The sequence below is a fragment of the Mycobacterium sp. D16R24 genome, assembly GCF_002013385.1.
Classification (GTDB): domain Bacteria; phylum Actinomycetota; class Actinomycetes; order Mycobacteriales; family Mycobacteriaceae; genus Mycobacterium.
This window is the reverse complement of sequence record NZ_MAEV01000013.1, coordinates 208914-231396: the sequence shown is the minus strand read 5'-3', so window position 1 is coordinate 231396 and position 22483 is coordinate 208914. Positions and strand designations below refer to the sequence as shown.

Below are 22483 nucleotides of genomic sequence, written 5' to 3'. Positions count from 1 at the left end.
TCCGCACGCCCGTCGCAATGGCGCCGTCGCCTGACCAATGCCGCGTTGCCGCTGCTGTCGGTGGTCGCCTTCGTCGCAGCTGGCAGCGGCGAGCGGTATCTGGAACCAGACCTTTGTGCCGTATCCGAGCACCGTCTGGAACGCATTCATCGAGGTCTCCACCAACCACGACGGCGTCCATGGGTACGGGCGGCTATCTGCTGGCCGAGCACCTGTATATGACGCTGCGCCGCTTGCTTTTCGGTGTGCTCATCGGTGTCACCGGCGGCGTGCTGCTGGGCCTGGTCATGGGATCGGTCGGCTGGGTGCGCAGCGTCCTCGAACCCTGGCTGACCTTCCTGCGTACCGAGGTGGGCAAGGCCGTGAAAGCCGCGGCCGCTTAGCCGGTGTGCTCGCGCAGCAGTGCTGCGGCCTCGGTCTGGTACGCGTGCTCTGCCCATTGCAGCGGTGTTGACCCGAAGCGGGTATCGGTCATCGCGCGATCGGCTCCGGCCTCCAGAAGCCGGCGGATCAGCACCAGATCACCGGCCCAGGCCGCCTGGTGCAGCGGTGTCGCACCTTCGTCGTCGCGGGCATTGACGTCGGTGGGGAAGGAGGCCGTCACGAGAGTGACACCCGCGGTATCGATTCCGTGTCGGGCGAGCAGCTCCAGACGATCGGCGAACCCATGCTCGGCGGCCCAGTCGACCTGCCGCCGCCACATCTGCTCGCGGGTCTCCATCGCCTCGCCCAGGCGACGCTCCCATGGGCTCGTACCGGCATCGGCCAACCCGTGAGAGAACAGCAGCTCCAGATGTGAGTCGTCGGGACGGAACATCCTGTTGTAGAGGGTCTGCTGGTCCACCGGATGTGCACCTCGCTGCAACAGCACGGTGGCCAGTGGTTCGGCGAAGGGGTGGCGGGGCTGACGACCGGGCCCCTGCTCGCCCTCGCCGAATAAGCCCGTCAACGCGGTGAACGGGGTGGATAGTCCGCGCCACAGATATCCCGAATTCGGGTCGGCGCCGCCGTCGAGAAGAAGATGCGCGGCCGCCAGCGTCGCGTTCGCGGTGCGGCCCAGCGGTGCCCGTCCGTAGCACAGGTACATCAGCGGGGACCAGCCGTACGGACCGCCGTTCGTGGTCTCCAGTGCCGGGTGTGCCGCCAGATGACGTGCGAGCGCGACCGGATCCGCGGCGGAGGCGGCGGCCCACACGTGCCGATCCACCAGCGCGGGATCGGCGGCCACCAGATCAGCCGCTGCCTGCCAGCGCGGAGGTTCGTCGTCCTCGTCGTACCGCAACGAGGCCAGGGCGCAGAACCGGTCGGCCGCGCCGAGGTCCGGTTCATCGACCGCGCTCGGATCGGTGCTGAGCCCGGCGGCAAGCTCCACATAGTGCACGAGAGCGGGCCAGCCGGTGAAACCGTAGCGGCGGGCCACCGTCAGCTGGGCATCGTGCAGCGCGAATAGCTCACGCGCGAAAGCGATATCCGGCCGCGGGTGGTGCTGACGCACCGTGCCGATCGCCGCGGGATCCTTGGCGCGTACCGCGCGCTGAAGTTCACGCGCATCGCCGCGGACGCGGTCGAGTGACGGATTGGTGGGAAGGGTGCTGGCCATGACGGCCTCCTCTCGTGAACCCGATGTCCGCGAGACCAGGTGTGAGAAGAGGTCGGGTAAACCACGTCAAGGATGGCAGGGAGGCTGAGCCTCTTCGGGCGGACACCGGGCGCTCCTGCACGCCCGGCACCCACATTACCGCGCTAGAGCGTGGGGCGACGGTGTGCCCACGGCTCGGTCGCTTCGAGCTGAGCGGCTAGCCGGATGAGCAGAGATTCACCGCCCAATGGCGCGACGAACTGCACGCCGAGCGGCAGGCCCTTCGGGGTCTCATACAACGGCAAGGAAATCGCCGGGCGCCCAGTGAGATTCGCCAATTGGGTGTATGGGACCCAGCCGAGGTTGTCGTTGATCATGCTGTCGACGATGTTCGCGTACTTGAGCACGCGGGCAGTCTTGGTGCGCAGCAGTAGATCGGATACCGCCGCCAGCGGCGCCGGGAGATTGAACTCGCCGATCCGCGGCGGAGTCTTGGCGAGTGTGGGTGTGAGCAGCAGGTCGTAGTCGCCGAAGAAGGTCGCCAGTTCCCGCACGTAGTTGTGTCGGCGTTCCACGGCCGCAACGTAATCGGGGCCGCTGGTGGCGCGGCCCAGAGCGGCGATGAGGAGGGTGTCGCGCTCGAACCCCTCGTCGCCCGCTCCGGTCAGCTTCTTGGTGTCGTCCACTTCGTAGGCGGCGTGCACAAACCAGGTCAGCAGGAAATCACGGGCGAGCTGCCCGTCGTCGTAGGGGGCGCTCACCTCTTCCACCTCATGGCCCAGGTGAGTCAGGAGGCGCACCGCGGCCTCGACGGCGGCCACCGCGGCGGGATCGGGATTCGGGGTGATGACGGTGGGGATGCGCACCCCGATCCGCAGCTTGCCGGGGTCCCGGCCCACCTGCAAGGCATACGAATCCTCGGGCATCGCCGGGAGATACGGCGATGTGGGCTCGGGGCCGGCGATGACATCCAGCATGGCGGCGGTGTCGCGGACGGTGCGAGACACCGTGCCGCTGACCGCCGCGCCGTGCATGGGCTCACCGGCCCCCGGACCCATCGGAGTGATACCGCGACCGGGCTTGAGACCCACCAGACCACAGCATCCCGCGGGGATGCGGATCGACCCGCCCCCATCACTGGCACCGGCCACCGGCACGATTCCCGCGGCCACGGCAGCGGCAGAACCACCCGAGGACCCGCCCGGGGTGCGGCTCAGATCCCACGGGTTACGGCTTGGCCCAAAGAGTTCCGGCTCGGTGATGCCCTTCGACCCGAACTCGGGGGTGTTGGTCTTGCCGAAGATGACGAGACCGGCATCGAGCCAGCGCTGCACGATGGTGGAGTGTTCCGGTGCGGGGCGGGCGGACAACGCCCGGCACCCTCCCGATGTCGGGTGGCCCTTGTAGTCCTGGCCGAGGTCCTTGATAAGAAAGGGCACTCCGGCGAACGGTCCGGTCAGCTCACCGGCGACCTGCTGATCGGCCTCGGGGATGGTCCGAACGATGGCACCGATGTCATGGTTGACCGCTACCGCCCGGGCGCGGGCGGCGGCGAGCAGCTCGGCAGGACTGACCTGCTTGGTGGCGACCAGTTCGGCCAGGCCGGTGGCGTCGTGTTGGGAGTATTCGGAGAAATCCACCCGGCCAGCCTATGCGGCCTCAGGGGATCAGGCGTTGGCCTTCTTCAGCACATCGTTGTAGATGGCGACGATCTTCTCGGTCTGCAGCGACTGACGTGGCTCGTCCTGGTGCGCGGCGACAACTTCCGTCATCTGTCGTAGCTTGCCGCGGTCATCGGCCAGCGAGCGGATGGCCGCAGCGATCGCCTCCACGGACTCGTTCTCCGTCACCAGACCACCGCCGTCGGGCACCGACTCGCCGAGGATCTCGTCGCAGAAAATGACGGGCGTCGACATCGAAATAGCTTCCAGTAGAACCAGTCCCTGAGTGTCGAAACCGTAGGACGTAAACAACAGCGCGCTGCTGGCTCCCATCGCCGCCAGGCAGCTGTCCTGGCTGACCCGGCCGCGCAAACGGATCCGGTTGGAGGCTCCGTGCGAATCGACGTACTTCTTAATGGCGTGCTCGAGGTGACCGTCGCCGTAGATGTCCATGACACAGTTCTTGACCTGGGTGGCGGCCTTCACGGCCTCCAGCACCCGCTTCTCCGGGGAGAGGCGTCCGCACCAGATCAGCCGCAGCGGCTCATCGTCGGTCGGCTTGTCGTCCGCCGCTTCACGGGCGATGTCCACCAGCTCGTCGTCGACACCGTTCGAGACCACCGAGATGGGCCGACGTAGGCCGCGGTCCGTGAGGGCCTGGGCGAAGTGCGTCGTCGGGGTGATCTCGTGGTCCACGGCCTGTGCCTGAGCCATCATCAGCTGCCATGCCCGCCGCGATGCCGCGGACTCCTGCACCGTCGTCAGGTGAAAGTCCCTGGGCAGGTGGCGCTCCTGCATCTGGCTGAAGATCCACGCCAGCAGCAGCGGGTTGGGGCTGGCCTTCTCGAAGTAGACGTCGTATCGGGTGTGCTTGGTCTGCACCACCGGGATGCCATTGCGGCGGGCGGCTTCCACACCGGCGATGCAGACGCCCAGGTCGCCCTGACTGTGGATGATGTCGATGGGTCCGCGGGCGCGCAGCTCCCGGTCGATCAGCTCCCTGTTCGCAGTTCCCGGCCATACGAAGGTGAAGTCATCGTGCTTGCCGAGCTTGCGCATCGCCTCCGCCACGAACGGCACGGGCTTGACCTCGACGACGTTCGGGTCGGGGTCGACGGTGTGGGCCAGGGGTGCGGTGAACACCGTCACCTTGTGCCCCAGCCGCTCCAGGCCGTGCCGCTGCCGGGCCACCGAGATCTGCGCCCCGCCCAGGCTCTCGGGATGAAGATCGGTGAACAGCGCAATATGCATCGTCGAAACCTTGTCGTTGTGTGCCAGTACGGCGTGCGGAAACCGGGCTCAACCCGAACCGAACCGTATCGGATCACCGGTCGTGCTGCTGAGATACCCAGACAGAAGGCTCAGAGAAAGGCCAGCCTCCCCGCCGCCGATGGCCTCACCCAGTAGTCTCGATGCTGTGCAGCGTCGAATTATGGGGATCGAGACCGAGTTCGGCGTGACGTGCACATTTCACGGCCACCGGCGACTGAGCCCGGACGAGGTTGCTCGCTATCTGTTCCGTCGCGTGGTGTCCTGGGGGCGCAGTTCCAACGTCTTCCTGCGCAATGGCGCACGGCTCTACCTCGATGTGGGCAGCCACCCCGAGTACGCCACCGCCGAATGCGACAGCCTGGTGCAGCTGGTCACCCACGACCGTGCCGGGGAACGTGTCCTGGAGGACCTGCTCATCGACGCCGAGCAGCGCCTGTCCGACGAGGGCATCGGCGGCGACATCTACCTGTTCAAGAACAACACCGATTCGGCCGGCAACTCGTACGGCTGCCACGAGAACTACCTCATCGTGCGGGCGGGGGAGTTCTCCCGGATTTCCGATGTGCTGCTGCCCTTCCTGGTGACCCGCCAGCTGATCTGTGGCGCGGGCAAGATACTGCAAACCCCCAAGGCGGCGACCTTCTGCTTGTCGCAACGCGCCGAACACATCTGGGAGGGCGTGTCCTCGGCGACCACCCGTAGCCGTCCTATCATCAATACCCGCGATGAGCCGCACGCGGACGCCGAGAAGTACCGGCGGCTGCACGTCATCGTCGGCGACTCCAACATGTCTGAGTCGACCACCATGCTCAAGGTGGGCACGGCGGCGCTGGTGCTGGAGATGATCGAAAGTGGCGTCGCCTTCCGGGACTTTTCGCTGGATAACCCGATCCGCGCCATTCGTGAGGTCAGCCATGACCTCACCGGACGCCGCCCCGTCCGGCTCGCCGGCGGACGTCAGGCCAGTGCCCTGGACATCCAGCGTGAGTACTACGCCCGCGCCGTCGAGCATCTGAATACCCGCGAGCCGAACGCGCAGGTAGAGCAGGTCGTGGAGCTCTGGGGTCGCACGCTGGATGCCGTTGAGGCCCAAGACTTCTCGAAGGTCGACACCGAGATCGACTGGGTGATCAAGCGCAAACTGTTCCAGCGCTATCAGGACCGCTACAACATGGAGCTGTCCGACCCGAAGATTGCCCAGCTGGACCTGGCCTATCACGACATCAAGCGCGGCCGGGGTGTGTTCGACCTGTTGCAGCGCAAGGGGTTGGCCGCCCGGGTCACCACCGACGAGGAGATCAAGGCAGCCGTCGATCAGCCGCCGCAGACCACCCGGGCCAAGCTGCGCGGCGATTTCATCACCGCCGCTCAGGAGGCCGGCCGCGATTTCACCGTCGACTGGGTACACCTCAAGCTCAACGACCAGGCACAGCGCACGGTGTTGTGCAAGGACCCGTTCCGGTCCGTCGACGAGCGGGTGGAACGGCTCATCGCCAGCATGTAGCGCGGTTCTCCGCCGAGTGCGAGGCTCACGCGGAAATCTGCCCAGAAATCCGCGCCAGGCTCGCACTCGGCGTTTGGGAGTGTCCGAACAAACATTCGGACACTCCCGCATGCGCTCCGGGCTGACGTGCCGGTTTCCTCTAAGCTTTCCGCCGTGGCGATCTCCAAAGTCGAGCGGTTGATGAACCTGGTGATCTGCCTGCTGTCCACCCGCACCTATGTCACCGCCGAACGCATCCGTACGTCGGTGGCGGGTTACTCGGATTCGCCGAGCGACGAGGCCTTCAGCCGCATGTTCGAGCGCGATAAGAATGAGCTCCGCGATCTGGGCATCCCGCTGGAGACGGGGAAGGTGTCGTCCTTCGACGCCACCGAGGGGTATCGCATCCGCCGCGACGCCTACGAGCTGCCCGATATCACCCTCACCGCCGACGAGTCCGCGGCTGTCGCGGTCGCCACCCAGCTGTGGCAGTCGCCCGAGTTGGTCACCGCCGCGCAGGGCGCGTTGATGAAGCTGCGCGCGGCGGGGGTGGACGTCGACCCGGCTGCCGAGAACGTCTCGGTGGCGGCACCTGCCGCCATGCCCGGCGGCCGTGGATCGGAATCGGTGCTGCGAATCCTGCTGTCCGCCATCGACTCCGGTCAGGCTGTGCAATTCGGTCACCGGCCGTCTCGCACCGAGCCATACGTCACACGCACCGTCGAGCCGTGGGGCGTGATCACCGATCGCGGGCGCTGGTACCTCGTCGGACATGACCGGGACCGGAACGCCACCCGCACTTTCCGGCTCTCCCGCATCGGGGAGGACGTCACGATGCTCGACAAACCGGGAACGGTACGGCGCCCCGAAGGGGTGGACCTGCGCGCCATCGTGGCCAGGGCTGTCGGCGACGGCCCGGTGCGGATCACCGCGCGAGTGTGGATCGCCGAAGGACGCGCCCAGGAGCTGCGCCGAATGGGTGCCGTCGTCGAACCACAGCGGCGCGGAGAGCGCGACGGGGATGTGGTCGAGATCGAGGTGGCCTCACCCGACCGACTGGTTCGCTCGATCGCGTCGCACGGCGCGGATGCGGTGGCGTTGGAGCCGGCACAGGTGCGCGATGAGGTCATCACTCGTCTTCAGGAGCACGCAGGAGTCACGGCATGACCGAGCTGTCGAATCGCCTGGCCCGGCTTCTGAACATGGTTCCGTATTTCCAGGCCAATCCGGGCATCAGCGCCGCCGATGCCGCCGCGGACCTGGGCGTCACGACCAAACAGCTGATGGCCGATCTGAACCAGCTGTGGATGTGTGGCCTGCCCGGTTACGGTCCCGGCGATCTGATCGATCTTTCCTTCTCCGAGGAGAGCATCGAGGTCACATTCTCGGCCGGTATCGACCGTCCGCTGCGCCTCACCTCGCCGGAGGCCACGGCACTGCTGGTCGCCCTGCGCGCCCTGCTGGACATGCCTGGCACCGTCGACCCGGAGGCCGCGCGCAGCGCTATCGCCAAGATCGAGGATGCGGCGGGCGCCGGCGATGAGTCGCTCGGGCGAAGAGAATCAAACACCGAATCGGATGGTTCACCGGCGACTCCGGTGGAGTCCGAGGCGGTCTCCGCGGTGCGTTCAGCCGTGCGTCACCGCAGGGCGCTGCGCATCGAGTACTACTCGGCATCGCGAGACGCGTTGTCGGAGCGGATAGTTGATCCCATTCGGATCGCAGTGGTGGGGGACCACAGCTACCTGGAGGCGTGGTGTCGCGCATCGGAGGGTGTGCGGTTGTTCCGGTTCGACAGGATCGAACAGGCCGAGGTCCTCGACCAGCGCGCGGCGCCCCCCGCTCCCGCGGTCCAGACAGCTACCGACACTGGTCTGTTCGAGGCGGATCCCTCGCTTCCCGCGGCCACGGTGCTGGTCGGCCCGAGTGCGTCCTGGGTCTTCGATTACTTCCCGATGCGGCCCACCGGTGTTCAGCATGCCGATGGATCGGTGGAGGCCGCCATGACCTACGCCTCCGAGGACTGGATGGCGCGGCTGGTCCTCGGGTTTGGATCGGCGATCCGGGTGCTGGCACCGGAGTCGTTGGCGCTGCGGGTACGCGCCGATGCGGCGGTGGCGCTGGCGGCGTATCAGGCCAGCTGACCGAGATCGGCCCTGGGGTAGCATTCAGGGCAGACACGACGCCAGAGGAGGTGACCACATTGGGCGGCCTGCAACCCATGCACTGGGTGATCGTAATTGTGGTGTTCGCGCTGCTCTTCGGAGCCAAGAAGCTGCCGGATCTCGCGCGTTCGCTGGGTAAGTCGCTGCGGATCTTCAAGTCGGAAGTCAAAGAACTGCAAAACGAGGGAAATGCTGCGAAGGTGTCCGACACCCCACAGGCCGTGGAGCAGCAGCAAGTGCCTCCCACTGCCGCGGTGGAAGCGCCCCCGATCGAATCGACTCCCGGTCACAAGCCCACTGCCTAGCCGCGTTCCGCCGCGATAGGCCGGCCGGATAGGTCATGCGTTCATGAATAAGGTCCTGGGGGCTCTTGGGCTGCGGCGAAAATTCAGGCAACCCAAAAATGCCGATGGCACCATGTCGCTCATCGAGCATCTGCAGGAGCTGCGCACCCGCCTCCTGATCTCGGTGGCGGCGGTCCTGCTCACCACCATCATCGGTTTCATCTGGTACGAGCACACGATGTTCGGCCTCGAGAGCCTCGGTGAATGGTTGCGTGAGCCGTACTGCTCGTTGCCGGCGAGCGCCCGCGCCAATCTCAGCGCGGACGGTGCCTGCCGACTGTTGGCCACCGCGCCCTTTGAGCAGTTCATGCTGCGCCTCAAGGTGGGCCTGACGGCCGGCGTGGTGCTGGCCTGCCCGGTGTGGCTGTACCAGATCTGGCGGTTTATCACTCCTGGCCTGTACCGCAACGAACGCAAGTTCGGCATCATCTTCGTGACCGCGGCCGCCGTGCTGTTCGTCACCGGCGCGTTCCTGGCCTACCTGGTGCTGGCCAAGGCCCTGCACTTCCTCTTGACGGTGGGCAGCGACGTTCAGGTCACCGGGCTCAAGGGTGACGAGTACTTCAGCTTCCTGATCAACCTGCTGCTGGTGTTCGGCGTCAGCTTCGAATTCCCGCTACTGCTCATCATGCTGAATTTCGTCGGGATGCTGCCCTACGCCAAGCTCAAGAATTGGCGCCGAGGCATCATCTTCGGCCTGTTCGTCTTCGCGGCCTTCGCGACGCCGGGAGCCGATCCGTTCTCGATGACGGCGCTGGGGCTTGCCCTGACACTGCTGCTGGAGTTCTCCATCCAGGTCGCCCGCATGCACGACAAACGCAAGGCCAGGCGGGAGGCCGCGCAGGAGCTCAGTGATGACGAGGCCTCCGCATTGGACGCGCCCGAGGCCATTGCCGCGCCCGAACCGATCGGTCCCCCCGATCGGTTTGACAACATGGGCAAGTGACCAGCATCGGAACCGAACTGAGTGCGTTCTCCCAAGGGCTGAGTTTCGCTCTCGATCCGTTCCAAGTGCGCGCGTGTACCGCGCTGGAGAACGGCCACGGCGTGCTGGTCTGCGCGCCCACCGGCGCGGGCAAGACCATCGTCGGAGAGTTCGCGGTACACCTGGCCCTGGCCGCCGGCCGCAAATGCTTCTACACCACCCCGATCAAGGCGCTGAGTAACCAGAAGTACAACGACCTGGTCTCGGTGCACGGGACGGAGAAGGTCGGCCTGCTCACCGGAGACTCGTCGATCAACTCCGATGCCCCGGTGGTGGTGATGACCACCGAGGTACTGCGAAACATGCTATACGCGGATTCGCCAGCGCTGCATGCTCTTTCGTATGTCGTGATGGATGAGGTGCACTTCCTGGCTGACCGATTCCGCGGTGCGGTCTGGGAAGAGGTAATCCTGCATCTGCCCGAGGATGTCGCCTTGGCCAGTCTGTCGGCCACGGTGAGCAACGCCGAGGAATTCGGCGGCTGGATCAAGACGGTCCGCGGAGATACCACCGTGGTGGTCGACGAGACCCGGCCGGTTCCCCTGTGGCAGCACGTCATAGTCGGGCGGCGGCTGTTCGACCTGTTCGATGGCGATGAGCCTGTTGGGCGAAGAGCATCAGGCGGGGCGGGACATCCTTCTCAAGTCGATCCGGAGCTCACGCGCTACATAGCCCAACGGCGCCAGGCGGATCGCTTCGCCGATTTCGACCGCCCACACCGGCGGCCGCATCAGGGAGCGCCGAACCAGCGTTCGGGGAGGCCGCCCACCCTCTATCGTCCGCCGTCGCGACCCGAAGTCATCACCCGGCTCGATGAGGATGGGCTGCTTCCCGCGATTACCTTCATCTTCTCGCGCGCCGGATGCGATGGCGCTGTGGCGCAATGCCTTCGGTCCCGGTTGCGCCTGACCACCGAGGAGGAACGGCGGCAGATCGTCGCCGTCATCGATCGCCGCACCGAAGGGCTGCCCGAGGGCGACCTGGAGGTGCTCGGGTACTGGCAGTGGCGGGAGGGGCTGCTGCGCGGTATCGCCGCTCACCATGCGGGCATGCTGCCGGTGTTCCGGCACACCGTCGAGGAGCTGTTCACCAAGGGGCTGGTGAAGGCGGTGTTCGCCACCGAGACACTGGCATTGGGCATCAACATGCCCGCACGCACGGTGGTGCTGGAGCGGTTGGTCAAGTTCAACGGGGAGCAGCACGCGGCGTTGACTCCCGGCGAGTACACCCAGCTGACCGGGCGTGCGGGCCGGCGCGGCATCGACGTCGAGGGACACGCCGTCGTGTTGTGGACACCCGAGGTGGAGCCCAGCGAGATCGCGGGATTGGCGTCCACCCGTACCTTCCCGCTGCGCAGCTCCTTTGCGCCGTCGTACAACATGACGATCAATCTGGTGCACCGCATGGGCCCGGGGCCGGCACGCGAACTGCTGGAGCGATCCTTTGCGCAGTTCCAGGCGGACCGCTCGGTGGTGGGATTGGTGCGTGGCATCGAACGTGGTCAGAAAATGCTTGACGAGATCGCCAACGAGCTTGACGGACACGACGGTTCGGTTCTGGAGTACGTCCGATTGCGCGGCAACCTCGCCGAGCGCGAGCGCGCCGCCGCACGCGCGTCACGGCTCGAACGTCGCGGTGCGGCCAACGACGCTCTGGCCGCGCTCAAGCGGGGTGATGTCATCGCGATCCCCCATGGCCGTCGCAACGGTGTGGCCGTGGTGCTGGAGCCGGCTAACGACAATGACGATCCGCGTCCTTTGGTGTTGACCGAACACCGTTGGGCCGGACGGATTTCGTCGGCGGATTACACGGCGGGCGCCGAACCGCTCGGATCCATCGCACTGCCCAAGCGGGTCGAGCATCGTCAGCCCAAGGTGCGACGTGATGTGGCATCGGCGCTGCGGTCAGCGCTTGACGAGGGCCGGGTACACAGGCCACAACCCGTGAAGAGCCGCAAGAACGGTGCGGGCGCCGACGGCCCGGATCTCGGAGTCGAGGTCGAACGGTTACGCCATGAAATCCGGCAGCATCCGGTGCATCGCGTCCCCAACCGCGAGGAGCTGGCACGGACAGCAGAGCGCTATCTGCGCATCGAACGCGACAACGCGCAACTGCAGAAGAAGGTGTCGGCCGCGACCAATTCACTCGCGCGCACTTTTGACCGGATCCTCGCGCTGCTCACCGAACGTGGATATGTCGAGGACAGCGCCGAGCTAGGTGTGAAGGTCACCGACGACGGCATGCTGCTGGCACGCATCTACAGCGAAAGTGACCTGCTGGTGGCCGAGTGTCTGCGGCGCGGGCTGTGGGCGGGCCTGAAACCCGCGGAGCTGGCGGCCGTGGCATCGGCCGTGCTGTACGAGTCGCGGGGTGACGCGGTGTCGGAGACGGGTGAGGCGCCGACGGCCGCGCTGCGGGCGGCACTCGCCGAGACCCACCGGGCCCTGGCCGGGTTGCGCCGCGACGAACAGCAGCACCAGCTCTCGCCCACTCGCGAGGTCGATGAGGGCTTCGTCGCGGCGGTGTACCGATGGGCGACTACCGGCGATCTGGCGGCGTCGCTGGAGGCGGCCGGCAATACAGGCACCGCGTTGCCGGCGGGTGATTTCGTGCGGTGGTGCCGGCAAGTGGTTGATCTGCTCGACCAAATCAACAAGGCCGCGCCGGACGCCGCGGTGCGCTCGGTGGCACGGGCCGCGGTCGCCGACGTGCGGCGTGGCGTCGTCGCCGTTGATGGCACATAAGGTCGAGCAAACGCTAAGGTGGAGCGTCAGCACGCTCTTACACACCGGTAAGTAACAATGTCGCGACACGGGAGGAACGATGAGCGGTCCACAGGGAACCGAACCTGGCGGACAGTGGGCGCCGCAACCTGGGCAAGGCCAAGAGCCGTGGCAGACACCGCAATCCTCAGATCCGGCAGGGCAGGGCGAGCAGGGTTGGCAGCAGCCGGCCTACGGTCAGGGACAGCAGTATCCGCAGTACCAGCAGCCGGGTTTCCCGGGTGGTGGATTTGGGGATCCGAGCCAGTTCGGCCAGCAGCCCGGTCAGCAGGGATTCGGCGAGCCGAGTCAGTTCGGCCAGCCCGGCGCCTACGGCCAGCCGGGACAGTACGGGCAGCAGGGTGGATACCCGGGCCAGTACGGGCAGCAGCAGGGACAACCGTTTCCGCAGTTCGGTGCCGGTAAGCCGCAGCGTTCCACCAAGACCATCGCCATCATCGGCGGCATTGTCGCGGCCGCGGTGGTCCTGATCGTGGTGCTGGTTACCGCCTTCCTGGCTCCCGGCTGGGCCATGACCACGACCCTGGACGTCAGCAAGGCGCAAGAGGGCGTGACCAAGGTTCTTACCGACGAGACCAACGGATACGGCGCCAAGAACGTCAAGGACGTCAAGTGCAATGACGGCAAGAACCCCGAGGTGAAGAAGGGCGCCACCTTCAACTGCGATGTCAGCATCGACGGCACCAAGCGGCAGGTCACTGTCACGTTCCAGAACGACAAGGGCACCTACGAGGTAGGCCGCCCCAAGTAGATCGATTCTCGAGAAACGCCGAGTGCGCAGATCCGCGCACTCGGCGTTTTTGTGTTCAGGGGAGTCCGTCGAGCGCCTTCTGCAGGCGTGTGATCGCCGACCCGATCCCCAATGCGGCACCCAGTTCGGCGACTCGCTGAGGATCTCGCGCTGTCAGCGGTAGCGCATCGCTGCCACGATCGATCGTGACCGGCGCATCCACGGCCACCCGCACCACCGGTTCGGCAGCCGCGATGTAGTCGGTGGCGGCCAGCAGCTTGGTGCGAACCGCCTTGGCCAGCCCGGATTTTGGATCGTCGGCGGCGGCAAGAATGCCGGTCAGCGACCCGTACTCGGCGAGCAGCTTGGCTGCCGTTTTCTCGCCTACGCCGGCGACACCGGGCAGCCCGTCGGACGGGTCGCCGCGCAGCAGAGCCAGCTCCGCGTACGCCGCGCCGGCACGCTCCGCGGGCACTCCGTACTGTTCGGAAACCTCTGCCGGTCCGAACAATGTGGCCTTGGCGAACCCGCGTCCCATGTAGAAGACGCGAACCGGGACCGGGGCATCGGTGACCACCTGCAGTAGATCTCGATCTCCGCTGACCACGACGACCGGGTCGCGGCGTTCGGTCGCCGCCAGGGTGCCCAGCACGTCATCGGCCTCGAAGCCGGGTGCCCCCGCCGACGCGATGCCGAATGCGTCCAGCATGGCGGCGATCATGTCGACCTGGGGTGTCAGCTCGTCGGGCACCTCTTCGACGTCGACGTCTGTCGCGATCTCCTCCACGACGCGGTGCGCCTTGTAGGACGGAATCGCTGCCACCCGCCAGGCCGGACGCCAATCCAGATCCAGGCACACCACCAGCCGATGGGGCCGGTGCAGGGTGACGAGCTGCGACACCGTGTCCAGGAACCCGCGGACGGCGTTGACGGGTCTGCCGTCGGGGGACGTGATGGAATCGGGAACTCCGAAGTACGAACGGAACCACAGGCTGGCGCCATCGAGCAGCAGGACGGGTCGCGCGAGATCATCTGACACGGCACTCAACCTATGCCAGATACCCTGGACCGTATGGCAGCCCAGCGTTTCGAATCGGATGTGTACGCCAACCGCCTGCGACGCGCCGCCCAGGAGACCGCGGCGGCCGGGGTGGCGGGACTGGTGATCACACCCGGATATGACTTGAGGTATCTGACGGGGTCGCGCGCGCAGACCTTTGAGCGGCTCACCGCACTGGTGGTGCCGGCCTCGGGAACGCCCTCCGTGATCGCGCCACGGATGGAGCTTGCGGCGCTGCAGGATTCGGCGATCGGGGACCTCAACATCCCGATCAGCGATTGGGTCGACGGTGAAAATCCCTACGAGCTGGTGCGTGCGGCACTGGGTGGTGCGGGCGGTGCTGTGTCAGGCACCGTGGCCGTCACCGAATCGATGCCCGCAATGCATCTGCTCCCGCTGACCGAATTGATCGGGACGGTGCCGGTACTGGCCACCGGAGTGCTGCGCCGACTGCGCATGGTCAAGGACGCCTCCGAGATCGATGCGCTGCGCAAGGCGGGCAGCGCGATCGACCGGGTGCATGCCCTGGTGCCCGAGCTGCTGGTGCCGGGGCGCACGGAGGCGCAGGTGGCCGCCGATATCGCTGAAGCGATTGTGGCCGAAGGTCATTCGGAGGTCGCCTTCATCATCGTGGGTTCGGGCCCGCACGGGGCCGACCCGCACCACGAGTGCTCCGAGCGCGAGCTGCGGGCCGGGGACATCGTGGTGGTGGATATCGGCGGCAGCTACGAGCCGGGTTACAACTCCGACTGCACGCGTACCTACAGCATTGGTGATCCTGACCCCGATGTGGCTCAACGGATTTCGATTCTTGAGCAGGCGCAGCAGGCCGCGGTTCGGGCGGCTCGCCCCGGTGTGAGCGCCCAGTCCGTGGATGCCGCCGCGCGCCGTGTTCTCGACGAAGCGGGGATGGGCGAGGCGTTCGTGCATCGCACCGGACACGGCATCGGGCTATCGGTCCACGAGGAGCCGTACATCGTGGAGGGCAACGACCTGATCCTGGAGCCGGGAATGGCCTTCAGCATCGAGCCGGGTGTGTACTTTCCGGGACAGTGGGGCGCACGGATCGAGGACATTGTCATCGTCACCGAAAACGGTTGTGAGTCGGTGAATTCACAGCCACATGGCCTGACGGTGGTGCCGTCCGGCCGCTAATCAGCCGGGATGTCGCCGCGGTTCAGCAGATCCGAGGAGCCCAGCACCCGCTCGATCTTGACCTCGATGACCACCCGCTGCGGGTTGACGCGGGGAGTGCGGTAACGCTGTGCGTAACGCAGTTCGGCGTCGCGCACGGCTTCCTTGTCGGTGACGACGGTGGCCGTGCCCTCCAGGGACAGCCAGCGGGCTCCGTCGACCTGACTCAGCACCGCGAGGCCGCCGCGCTCGGCGTTGACGGCCTTCTGCGACCCGCCGGTGGTGATGACCCGCGCGATGTGAGTCGCGGGGTCGAAGGTGAAGCCGACGGCCACCACATGCGGGCTGTTGTCCTGCCGCAACGTGGTCAGCATCGCGAGATGGCGCTCGGAGAGGAACGCCAGCGCATCATCGGTAAGTCGGGTCGTAGGGGTGTTCGCCATCAACTCTCACGCTAGCGCAGGACATAATCGCTGACGTGACCGACACGGTGCGACACTCCGGCCAGCTTGGGGATGAACCGCGTCCGGGAAGACCGTCGACGGTGGTGATTTTCGGTGGCCGTAGCGAAATCGGGCTCGAGGTGGCTACGCGCCTCGCGCCCGGAAACACCGTGGTTCTGGCCGCGCGCCGGGCCGAGGACCTGCGCGAGGAGGAACGACGCGTCCGTGACGCCGGTGCTGCGGCCGTCGACTGCGTCGAGTTCGACGCAGACCGGCTCGACACCCACGAATCCGTGTTGGCCGCGATCATCGAGCGACGGGGAGCCATCGATGTGGCGGTGCTCGCGTTCGGGCTGCTCGGCGACCAGACACGGGCGGAAACAGATCCCATTCATGCGGCAGCCATCGTGCACATCGATTACGTGGCACAGGTGGCCCTGTTGACTCAGCTGGCGGTTCGCATGCGCGGCGCCGGCCGCGGCGCGCTGGTGGTGTTCTCGTCGATCGCCGGATGGCGGGTACGGCGCGCCAATTACGTGTACGGATCCGCCAAGGCGGGACTGGACGGTTTCGCGAGCGGGCTGGCCGATGCCCTGCACGGTTCCGGCGTACATCTGTTGATCGCACGCCCGGGCTTCGTGATCGGCCGGATGGCGGCGGGCATGTCCCCGGCGCCATTGGCGAGCACACCGCCCCAGGTGGCAGAGGCGACCGTGCGGGCTCTGCGGCGCGGGAAGCGCACCGTGTGGATCCCGCGAGCACTGGGAACGTTGGCATTCGTCATGCGGTGGGTACCGTCGTCGGTATGGCGCAGAATGCCGCGATGAGTCCCTCGGGCGAAGAGTATCGAGCACAGATGATTACCGTGGTCGGGATAGGTGCGGACGGGGTCGACGGCCTATCGATGCGTTCTCGCCATGAATTGCAGCGTGCATCAGTCATTTTCGGCTCATTGCGCCAGTTGGAACTGCTGGCCGCGGAATCCCTGGCCGCGGAATGCCGAGTATGGCCCTCCCCGCTGTTGCCCGCGTTGCCCACCATGTTCGACGGTCTCGGTGATGTCCACGTCCTTGCCAGCGGTGACCCGATGTTGCACGGCGTCGGCACCACACTGACCCGGCTGTTTGGCGGCGAGCGGGTGCGGGTGTTCCCGCATGTATCCAGTGTGTCGTTGGCCTGTGCCCGAATGGGTTGGGCGGTGAACGATGTCGAGGTCATCAGCCTGGTGAACGCACCGGTCGACTCGGCCCGCAGGTTCGGCGGACGGGCCGTGGTGCTGAGCCGCAATGCCAACACTCCGGGAGACTTGGCGCGAGCCTTGACCGGAGCCGAGCTGGGCGCCTCGCAATTGACGGTTTGGGAACAACTGGGCGGCGCGGCCGAGCGTTCGTTCGCCGGTGCCGCCCGCGGTTGGAGTCATTCGCCCGGCGACGCATTGAATGTCATTGCCGTCGAATATGTTCCGGCAGTAGAGGGCGCCGTCCTGCCGCTGGTCGCGGGGCTGCCCGAGAACGTGTTCGAACACGATGGGCAGATCACCAAGCGTGAGATCCGGGCGGTCACTGTGGCGTCGCTGGCGCCGCGGCCGGGCCAGCGGTTATGGGACGTGGGTGCGGCCTCGGGCAGCATCGCGATCGAGTGGTCACGCAGTGGTACCGGCTGTAACGCCTCGGCCTTCGAGATCGAGCCGTCGCGACGGGCCGCCATCATGGCCAACGCGGCGAAGTTTGGCGTCGATATCGAGGTTTTCGGCTCGGCTCCAGAGGATTTCGAGCAGGCCATGGCCCCGGATGCGATTTTCGTCGGTGGCGGCGTTACCGGCCCCGGATTGCTTGAACACTGCTGGGAGCGGTTGCCGAGCGGCGGCCGCATTGTCGTCAATGCGGTGACCGCTGAATCCGAAGCGCTTTTGTTGCAATGGTATTCCGGCCACGGCGGAGAGCTGCGCAGGTACCGCATCGAGGATGCCGCCCCCCTCGGGGGTTTTACCAGCTGGAGATCCCGGCTGCCTGTCACCCAATGGAGCGCGCAAAAGCCATGACGGTTTACTTCATCGGTGCCGGACCGGGCGCCGCCGACCTCATCACGGTGCGCGGGCAGCGGATCCTGCAACGGTGCCCGGTCTGCCTGTACGCGGGATCGATCATGCCGCGTGACCTTTTGGACGTGTGCCCGCCGGACGCCCGGATCATCGACACCGGGCCACTGACCCTGGATGCGATCATCGAAGAGATATCCGACGCCGACGCACAGGGACTCGATGTCGCTCGGCTGCACTCGGGTGACCCATCGCTGTACAGCGCCGTCGCTGAGCAGTGCCGCCGGCTGGATACCCTCGGCATCGGTCATGAGATCGTGCCGGGTGTTCCGGCCTTCGCCGCCGCCGCGGCGGCGTTGGGTACCGAGCTCACCGTTCCCGGCGTCGCGCAGACCGTGACGATCACCCGGGTTTCGACGTTGTCCACCGCGATGCCCGCCGGCGAAGATCTGCGCACCCTGGCCGCGCCGGGGGCTACCCTGGCGCTGCATTTGGCGGCGGCTCAAATCGATACGGTGGTCGCCGATCTCGTCGCTGGGGGCTACCCGCCGCAGACGCCGGTTGCTGTGGTGGCGTACGCCAGCTGGCCATCAGAGGTCATCCTTCGCGGCACCCTTGCGGATATCGCCGGGCAGATGACGGAAGCGGGTGTCACCAAGACGGCGATCATCTTCGTCGGGAAGGTGCTTGCGGCAGAGGGTTTTACCGACAGTTATCTGTACTCGGCGGGACGTCGTAGAGGGGCTTCGCACTAGATGAAGATCTTGATCCTCGGAGGTTCGGCGGAGGCGCGCCAGCTGGCCGAGCGGCTGGTACCCCGATTCGACGTCACCACCTCGCTCGCGGGTCGGGTGCGCAACCCGGCGGTACCGGCGGGCGCGCTGCGCATCGGAGGATTCGGTGGCGAGGTAGGTCTGCGGACATGGTTGTCGGATAACAACATTGAAGCGGTTGTCGATGCCACCCATCCGTTCGCCGCGACGATCACCGAGAACGCCGTGGCGGCCTGCGGACGGCTGGGCATCCCCCACCTCATCCTGCGCCGCCCACCCTGGCCGCCAGGCGATGCGACGGTGGTGTCTTCGGCGGCTGAGGCCAAGGATGCTGTGGTGGCGCAGGGTTTTTCGCGGGTGTTCCTGACCTCGGGACGCTCGAGCATCGGGGCGTTCCTGTTCTCGGACGCTTGGTTCCTGATCCGTGTGGTGGAGCCAGTGCCCGCAGACGAGCTACCCGAGCGGCATCATGTGTTGTTGTCGCGCGGGCCATACTCGCTCGACGAGGAAACCGAGCTGATGCGCCAGCATGAGATCGACGTTCTGGTCACCAAGAACAGCGGGGGGACAATGACCTCCGCCAAATTGGAGGCCGCTGCGGCGCTGGGCATTCCCGTCGTGATGATCGACAGGCCGGCATTACCGGAGAACGTGACCACCGTGACCACCGTGGACGCGGCGCAGCAGTGGGTTACGGAGCGGGATAACGCCGAGGCGTGAACACCTGAGGCCCGGAATCGGTGTCCTGCCACTGAGTCTGCGAGGAACCGATGATCAGCAGGGTGCGCATGTCCACCGCTGACGGGTCGAGCTCACCCAGCGTCGTCACCCGCACGGATTCTCCCGCGCCGCCGACATCGCGTCCCAACACGACCGGCGTCGCCGGGTCGCGGTGTTCCAACAGCACATCACGCATGGATGCCACCTGCCACGTCCGCGACTTCGAGGCCGGGTTGTACACGGCGAGCACGAGATCTGCGGCCGCCGCGGCGCGTAGACGGGACTCGATGATCTCCCATGGTTTGAGACGATCGGACAGTGAGATCACCGCGTAGTCATGGCCCAGGGGTGCCCCCACTCGGCTGGCCACGGCCTGCGCCGCCGTCATCGCCGGGAGCACCCGCACCGTGACATCGGGCCACGCACGGGCCTCTTCCATCACCGCGGCGGCCATCGCGAACACACCAGGGTCGCCAGAGGACACGACGGCGACCCGGCGGCCGCCCGCCGCGAGCTTGAAGGCCAGTTCGGCGCGCGCGGGTTCGTCGCGGTTATCGCTGGCGTGACGAACCTGGCCGTCTCGGGCGGGAATGCGATCCAGGTAGGGGCCGTAGCCGATGAGGTCGGTGGCGCGCGCGAGTTCCTGACGGACTTCGGCGGTGGTCCAATCGTGGCGGCCCGGGCCCAATCCGACCACCGTCACCATCTCGTCGAGCCGAGTGTCGGCGATGGGTTGCGCCCCGGGAACCAGGACCAGTGAGAAGTACGGCACCGAGGACGGGTCGACATCGGCGGCGGGAAGCACCCGCTGCTCGGTGGTGCTGGCCCGTTCCACGTAGTACGCACGGTCCAACATCCCGGAGGTGTCCAAAGCCTGCCGGACGGCGCCGTATGAGCGGCCCAGTTTCATGATGATCGCGGCGCCTCGATATTTGAGATCGGCGAGCCTGCTAGCGATCTCGTCGGCAGGCAAGGTGCCGGGAATGACGGTGAGAATCTCGTCGCCCTCGACCAAGGGCGTCCCCGTCGCCGCGGAGGCGGCACTGACCGACGTCACGCCGGGGATGATGACCGCATCGAACCTGTCGGTCAGACGGCGGTGCATGTGCATGTACGAGCTGTAGAACAGCGGATCGCCTTCGGCGAGCAAGGCCACGTTGCGGCCCGAATCCAAGTGGGCGGCAATCCGATTTGCGGACTCTTCGTAGAAATCATTGATGGCGCCGCGGTATCCGCCCGGATGCTCTGTCGTTTCGGTGGTCACCGGGTAGACGAGATGCTCCTCGATCTGGCCCGGCCGCAGATACGGCTGCGCGATCGAGCGGGCGATGCTGCGGCCATGCCGGGCGCTGTGGAACGCCACCACATCGGCCTCACCGATCAGTCGGGCCGCCTTGACGGTCACTAGCTCGGGATCGCCGGGTCCCAGCCCGACTCCCCACAGGGTTCCTCTACTCATTCCTTATCGCTCGCAATCGCGTTCACCGCGGCGGCGGCCATCGCGCTGCCGCCCCGTCGACCCCGCACCAGGAGGTAGTCCATGCCGCGCGGGCGGTCGATCAGCTCTTGTTTGGACTGTGCCGAGCCGACGAAACCGACCGGGCCGCCGAGGACGGCCACTGGGGGAGTAACCCCTTCGTCGATGAGTTCGAGGATGCGGAACAGCGCGGTGGGGGCATTTCCGATCGCGGCGACCGATCCGGGCAGCCGATCGGCCCAGAGGTCCACGGCGGCAGCCGATCTTGTGGTTCCGGTGCGCTGGGCCAGATCCGCGGCGCGCGGATCGGCCACCAGGGACACCACCTCGTTGTCGGCGGGGAGGCGCAGGCGGGTGATCCCGGCCGCGACCATCGACGAATCACACAGGATCGGGGCACCGGCGTCCAGGGCCGCCTGGGTGCGTGTCACCACGTCGGGGGAGAAGGCGATCTCGCCGGGCAGATCTACCTGCCCGCAGGTGTGAATGAGCCGGACCACCACGCGCGCGACATCGTCGGGGAATGCCGACAGATCGGCCTCGGCCCTGATGGTCGCGAACGATTGCCGATAGATCTCGGCTCCGTCTCGCACGTAGTCCAGCACGCGCTCACCCTACGGGTGCCGCTCCAGCGGCCGATAACCCAGCTCCGTCGCCACCAGCACCTGGCCTGTGGCGGGGGAGCCGCAGGCCCGGGGACAGCCAACCCAGTGCCGATGCACCGGGGAATGGATCCCGCTGGCGATCTCTTCGACCACTTCGAGCCGCACATCGGCATGCACGTCGGCCCGCGAGCGCCCACATCCGGGTAGTCCGGTGCATGAACTGGCATTGAGCCACGGGGAGCGTTCGTCGAACACCAGGCCCAAGGGCGCCAGCACCCGCAGTACCACGTCGGCGTCTTCGTGGGGCAGATCGCACAACAGCACAGATCGCCACGGGGTGATGACGACGGGTTTTTCGGCGGCCGCCAACAGCGCGGCCACTCTCGCCGGCAACTGACCCAACGGAACCGCGGCGCCCAATGTCACCATGTCGTGGCAAGAGTCACCCGCGGAAGGCTGCTCGATCCATCCCACGGGTGCACGTACCGTGGCCATGGGATGAGGTGCGCCTTCGATCAGCGTCGCGCCGATCGCCTGGGCAAGGGTCTCCGCCGCGTCCGGCAGCTCGGCCACGCGCCACGCGTTCCCCCGGATGTGCACGAAGGTCTGCGCGATCGCGAGCACGCGTTCCACGGCGGCATCCCGGTCGTTGATGCACACCGACGTGGCGCGGCCGTCGAGAATCAGTCGCCATCCGCCTGGGTGGTGCCGCAGTCCGATATCGGCCCCCATGGCCGTCATATCGCCGCGCCCGTCGTCGAGGCTGAACAAAAAACGACCCGGCAGGTCGGCGAGAACGGGAGCAGAGATCAGCCCGCGGTCCAGCGCGACGACCAGCGGACGCACATCGGGAAAGTAGCCGGACCGACCCGACAGCGGCGAGGCCACGATGTTGCGTACCCGTTCATGGCTCGGCGACGGCAGCAGCCCGGCCTCCGATAAGAGGGTGCCCACCGCATCTGCATCACGGATCGATCGCAGCTGAACATTGCCGCGGGAGGTCAGCTCCAATACCGGCGCGCCATAGTCGCCGGCCGCCTCGGCCAACGCGGCCAACTGCGCTGACGTGACCATTCCGCCGGGCAGCCGGATGCGTGCCAGCGCTCCATCGGCGGCCTCGTGTAGACGCAGCGCGCCGGGGCACGCGTCGTCTGCGGTGCCTCGTGGTCTTCGCGCAAGCGGCTCATCACCAGAGCGGGTCACCTACTCACCGTAGGACTACGGTACGAAT

20 protein-coding genes and 1 pseudogene are annotated in these 22483 nt (G+C 66.6%); 13 read left to right on the top strand and 8 right to left on the bottom strand.

Going from position 1 to position 22483, the window contains the following annotated elements; all coding sequences use genetic code 11:
• Positions 1 to 380, top strand: a pseudogene (locus B4383_RS12435) (hypothetical protein); the annotation flags it as partial.
• On the opposite strand, the gene B4383_RS12430 reads toward B4383_RS12435, so the two are convergent.
• The 3 genes from B4383_RS12430 to B4383_RS12420 form a co-directional block, all read right to left on the bottom strand.
• Positions 380 to 1600, bottom strand: coding sequence for an ankyrin repeat domain-containing protein (locus B4383_RS12430; RefSeq protein ID WP_078292076.1), 1221 nt, complete (start codon positions 1598 to 1600; stop codon positions 380 to 382). The pseudogene B4383_RS12435 and the gene B4383_RS12430 overlap by 1 nt on opposite strands.
• Before the next feature lie 143 nt (positions 1601 to 1743).
• A complete protein-coding gene (locus tag B4383_RS12425; protein WP_078292078.1) occupies positions 1744 to 3219 on the bottom strand; it encodes an amidase in 1476 nt (491 codons plus the stop codon).
• 27 nt (positions 3220 to 3246) lie between these two features.
• Positions 3247 to 4491, bottom strand: a complete 1245-nt coding sequence (locus B4383_RS12420; protein ID WP_078292080.1) for a glycosyltransferase — start codon at positions 4489 to 4491, stop codon at positions 3247 to 3249.
• 166 nt (positions 4492 to 4657) lie between these two features.
• Between B4383_RS12420 and pafA the strand changes: the two genes are divergently transcribed.
• From pafA to B4383_RS12385, 7 genes are all read left to right on the top strand, one after another.
• Positions 4658 to 6016, top strand: coding sequence for a Pup--protein ligase (gene pafA / locus B4383_RS12415; protein ID WP_139360726.1), 1359 nt, complete (start codon positions 4658 to 4660; stop codon positions 6014 to 6016).
• Positions 6017 to 6169: 153 nt separating this feature from the next.
• Positions 6170 to 7162, top strand: coding sequence for a YafY family protein (locus tag B4383_RS12410; RefSeq protein ID WP_078292084.1), 993 nt, complete (start codon positions 6170 to 6172; stop codon positions 7160 to 7162).
• Positions 7159 to 8139 carry a YafY family protein gene (locus tag B4383_RS12405; protein WP_078292086.1) on the top strand — a complete coding sequence of 327 codons (981 nt, stop codon included), beginning with the start codon at positions 7159 to 7161 and terminating at the stop codon, positions 8137 to 8139. The genes B4383_RS12410 and B4383_RS12405 overlap by 4 nt, the downstream gene beginning before the upstream one ends.
• Before the next feature lie 59 nt (positions 8140 to 8198).
• A complete protein-coding gene (gene tatA, locus B4383_RS12400) occupies positions 8199 to 8465 on the top strand; it encodes a Sec-independent protein translocase subunit TatA (protein WP_078292149.1) in 267 nt (88 codons plus the stop codon).
• Positions 8466 to 8577: 112 nt separating this feature from the next.
• Positions 8578 to 9450: a twin-arginine translocase subunit TatC gene (gene tatC / locus B4383_RS12395; protein ID WP_078292152.1), complete on the top strand. Its 873-nt coding sequence runs from the start codon at positions 8578 to 8580 to the stop codon at positions 9448 to 9450.
• Positions 9447 to 12233 carry an RNA helicase gene (locus B4383_RS12390; protein WP_078292087.1) on the top strand — a complete coding sequence of 929 codons (2787 nt, stop codon included), beginning with the start codon at positions 9447 to 9449 and terminating at the stop codon, positions 12231 to 12233. The genes tatC and B4383_RS12390 overlap by 4 nt, the downstream gene beginning before the upstream one ends.
• 79 nt (positions 12234 to 12312) lie before the next feature.
• Positions 12313 to 13023, top strand: a complete 711-nt coding sequence (locus B4383_RS12385) for a DUF4333 domain-containing protein (RefSeq protein WP_078292088.1) — start codon at positions 12313 to 12315, stop codon at positions 13021 to 13023.
• 55 nt (positions 13024 to 13078) lie between these two features.
• Here B4383_RS12385 and B4383_RS12380 read toward each other — a convergent pair whose 3' ends face one another.
• Positions 13079 to 14014: a 5'-3' exonuclease gene (locus tag B4383_RS12380; protein ID WP_078292157.1), complete on the bottom strand. Its 936-nt coding sequence runs from the start codon at positions 14012 to 14014 to the stop codon at positions 13079 to 13081.
• A 60-nt stretch (positions 14015 to 14074) separates the two neighbouring features.
• Between B4383_RS12380 and B4383_RS12375 the strand changes: the two genes are divergently transcribed.
• Positions 14075 to 15217, top strand: coding sequence for a Xaa-Pro peptidase family protein (locus tag B4383_RS12375; protein ID WP_078292155.1), 1143 nt, complete (start codon positions 14075 to 14077; stop codon positions 15215 to 15217).
• Here the strand turns inward: B4383_RS12375 and B4383_RS12370 are convergent.
• Positions 15214 to 15639 carry a F420-dependent biliverdin reductase gene (locus B4383_RS12370; protein ID WP_078292090.1) on the bottom strand — a complete coding sequence of 142 codons (426 nt, stop codon included), beginning with the start codon at positions 15637 to 15639 and terminating at the stop codon, positions 15214 to 15216. The two genes, B4383_RS12375 and B4383_RS12370, sit on opposite strands and share 4 nt — an antisense overlap.
• Before the next feature lie 101 nt (positions 15640 to 15740).
• Between B4383_RS12370 and B4383_RS12365 the strand changes: the two genes are divergently transcribed.
• The 4 genes from B4383_RS12365 to B4383_RS12350 are packed head-to-tail and all read left to right on the top strand — an operon-like array spanning position 15741 to position 19170.
• The gene (locus B4383_RS12365; protein ID WP_078292159.1) at positions 15741 to 16466 is read left to right on the top strand and encodes an SDR family NAD(P)-dependent oxidoreductase; all 726 of its coding nucleotides are present in this window, start codon (positions 15741 to 15743) and stop codon (positions 16464 to 16466) included.
• Complete coding sequence (cbiE, locus tag B4383_RS12360; protein WP_078292160.1) at positions 16463 to 17680, top strand: precorrin-6y C5,15-methyltransferase (decarboxylating) subunit CbiE; 1218 nt, start codon at positions 16463 to 16465, stop codon at positions 17678 to 17680. Before B4383_RS12365 ends, cbiE begins: the two co-directional genes overlap by 4 nt.
• Positions 17677 to 18432 carry a precorrin-4 C(11)-methyltransferase gene (cobM, locus tag B4383_RS12355; RefSeq protein ID WP_078292091.1) on the top strand — a complete coding sequence of 252 codons (756 nt, stop codon included), beginning with the start codon at positions 17677 to 17679 and terminating at the stop codon, positions 18430 to 18432. The genes cbiE and cobM overlap by 4 nt, the downstream gene beginning before the upstream one ends.
• A gap of 9 nt (positions 18433 to 18441) precedes the next feature.
• Entirely contained in the window at positions 18442 to 19170 is a 729-nt protein-coding gene (locus B4383_RS12350; RefSeq protein WP_078292162.1) for a cobalt-precorrin-6A reductase, read from the top strand.
• On the opposite strand, the gene B4383_RS12345 is transcribed toward B4383_RS12350, so the two are convergent.
• Genes B4383_RS12345 through cobG form a run of 3 tightly spaced genes read right to left on the bottom strand, consistent with a single transcriptional unit; the run spans position 19142 to position 22455 of the window.
• Entirely contained in the window at positions 19142 to 20629 is a 1488-nt protein-coding gene (locus tag B4383_RS12345; protein ID WP_078292092.1) for a precorrin-2 C(20)-methyltransferase, read from the bottom strand. The genes B4383_RS12350 and B4383_RS12345 overlap by 29 nt on opposite strands.
• Positions 20626 to 21252 carry a precorrin-8X methylmutase gene (locus tag B4383_RS12340; RefSeq protein WP_078292093.1) on the bottom strand — a complete coding sequence of 209 codons (627 nt, stop codon included), beginning with the start codon at positions 21250 to 21252 and terminating at the stop codon, positions 20626 to 20628. The genes B4383_RS12345 and B4383_RS12340 overlap by 4 nt, the downstream gene beginning before the upstream one ends.
• 9 nt (positions 21253 to 21261) lie before the next feature.
• Positions 21262 to 22455, bottom strand: coding sequence for a precorrin-3B synthase (gene cobG / locus B4383_RS12335; RefSeq protein ID WP_078292094.1), 1194 nt, complete (start codon positions 22453 to 22455; stop codon positions 21262 to 21264).
• Positions 22456 to 22483: the final 28 nt, after the last annotated feature.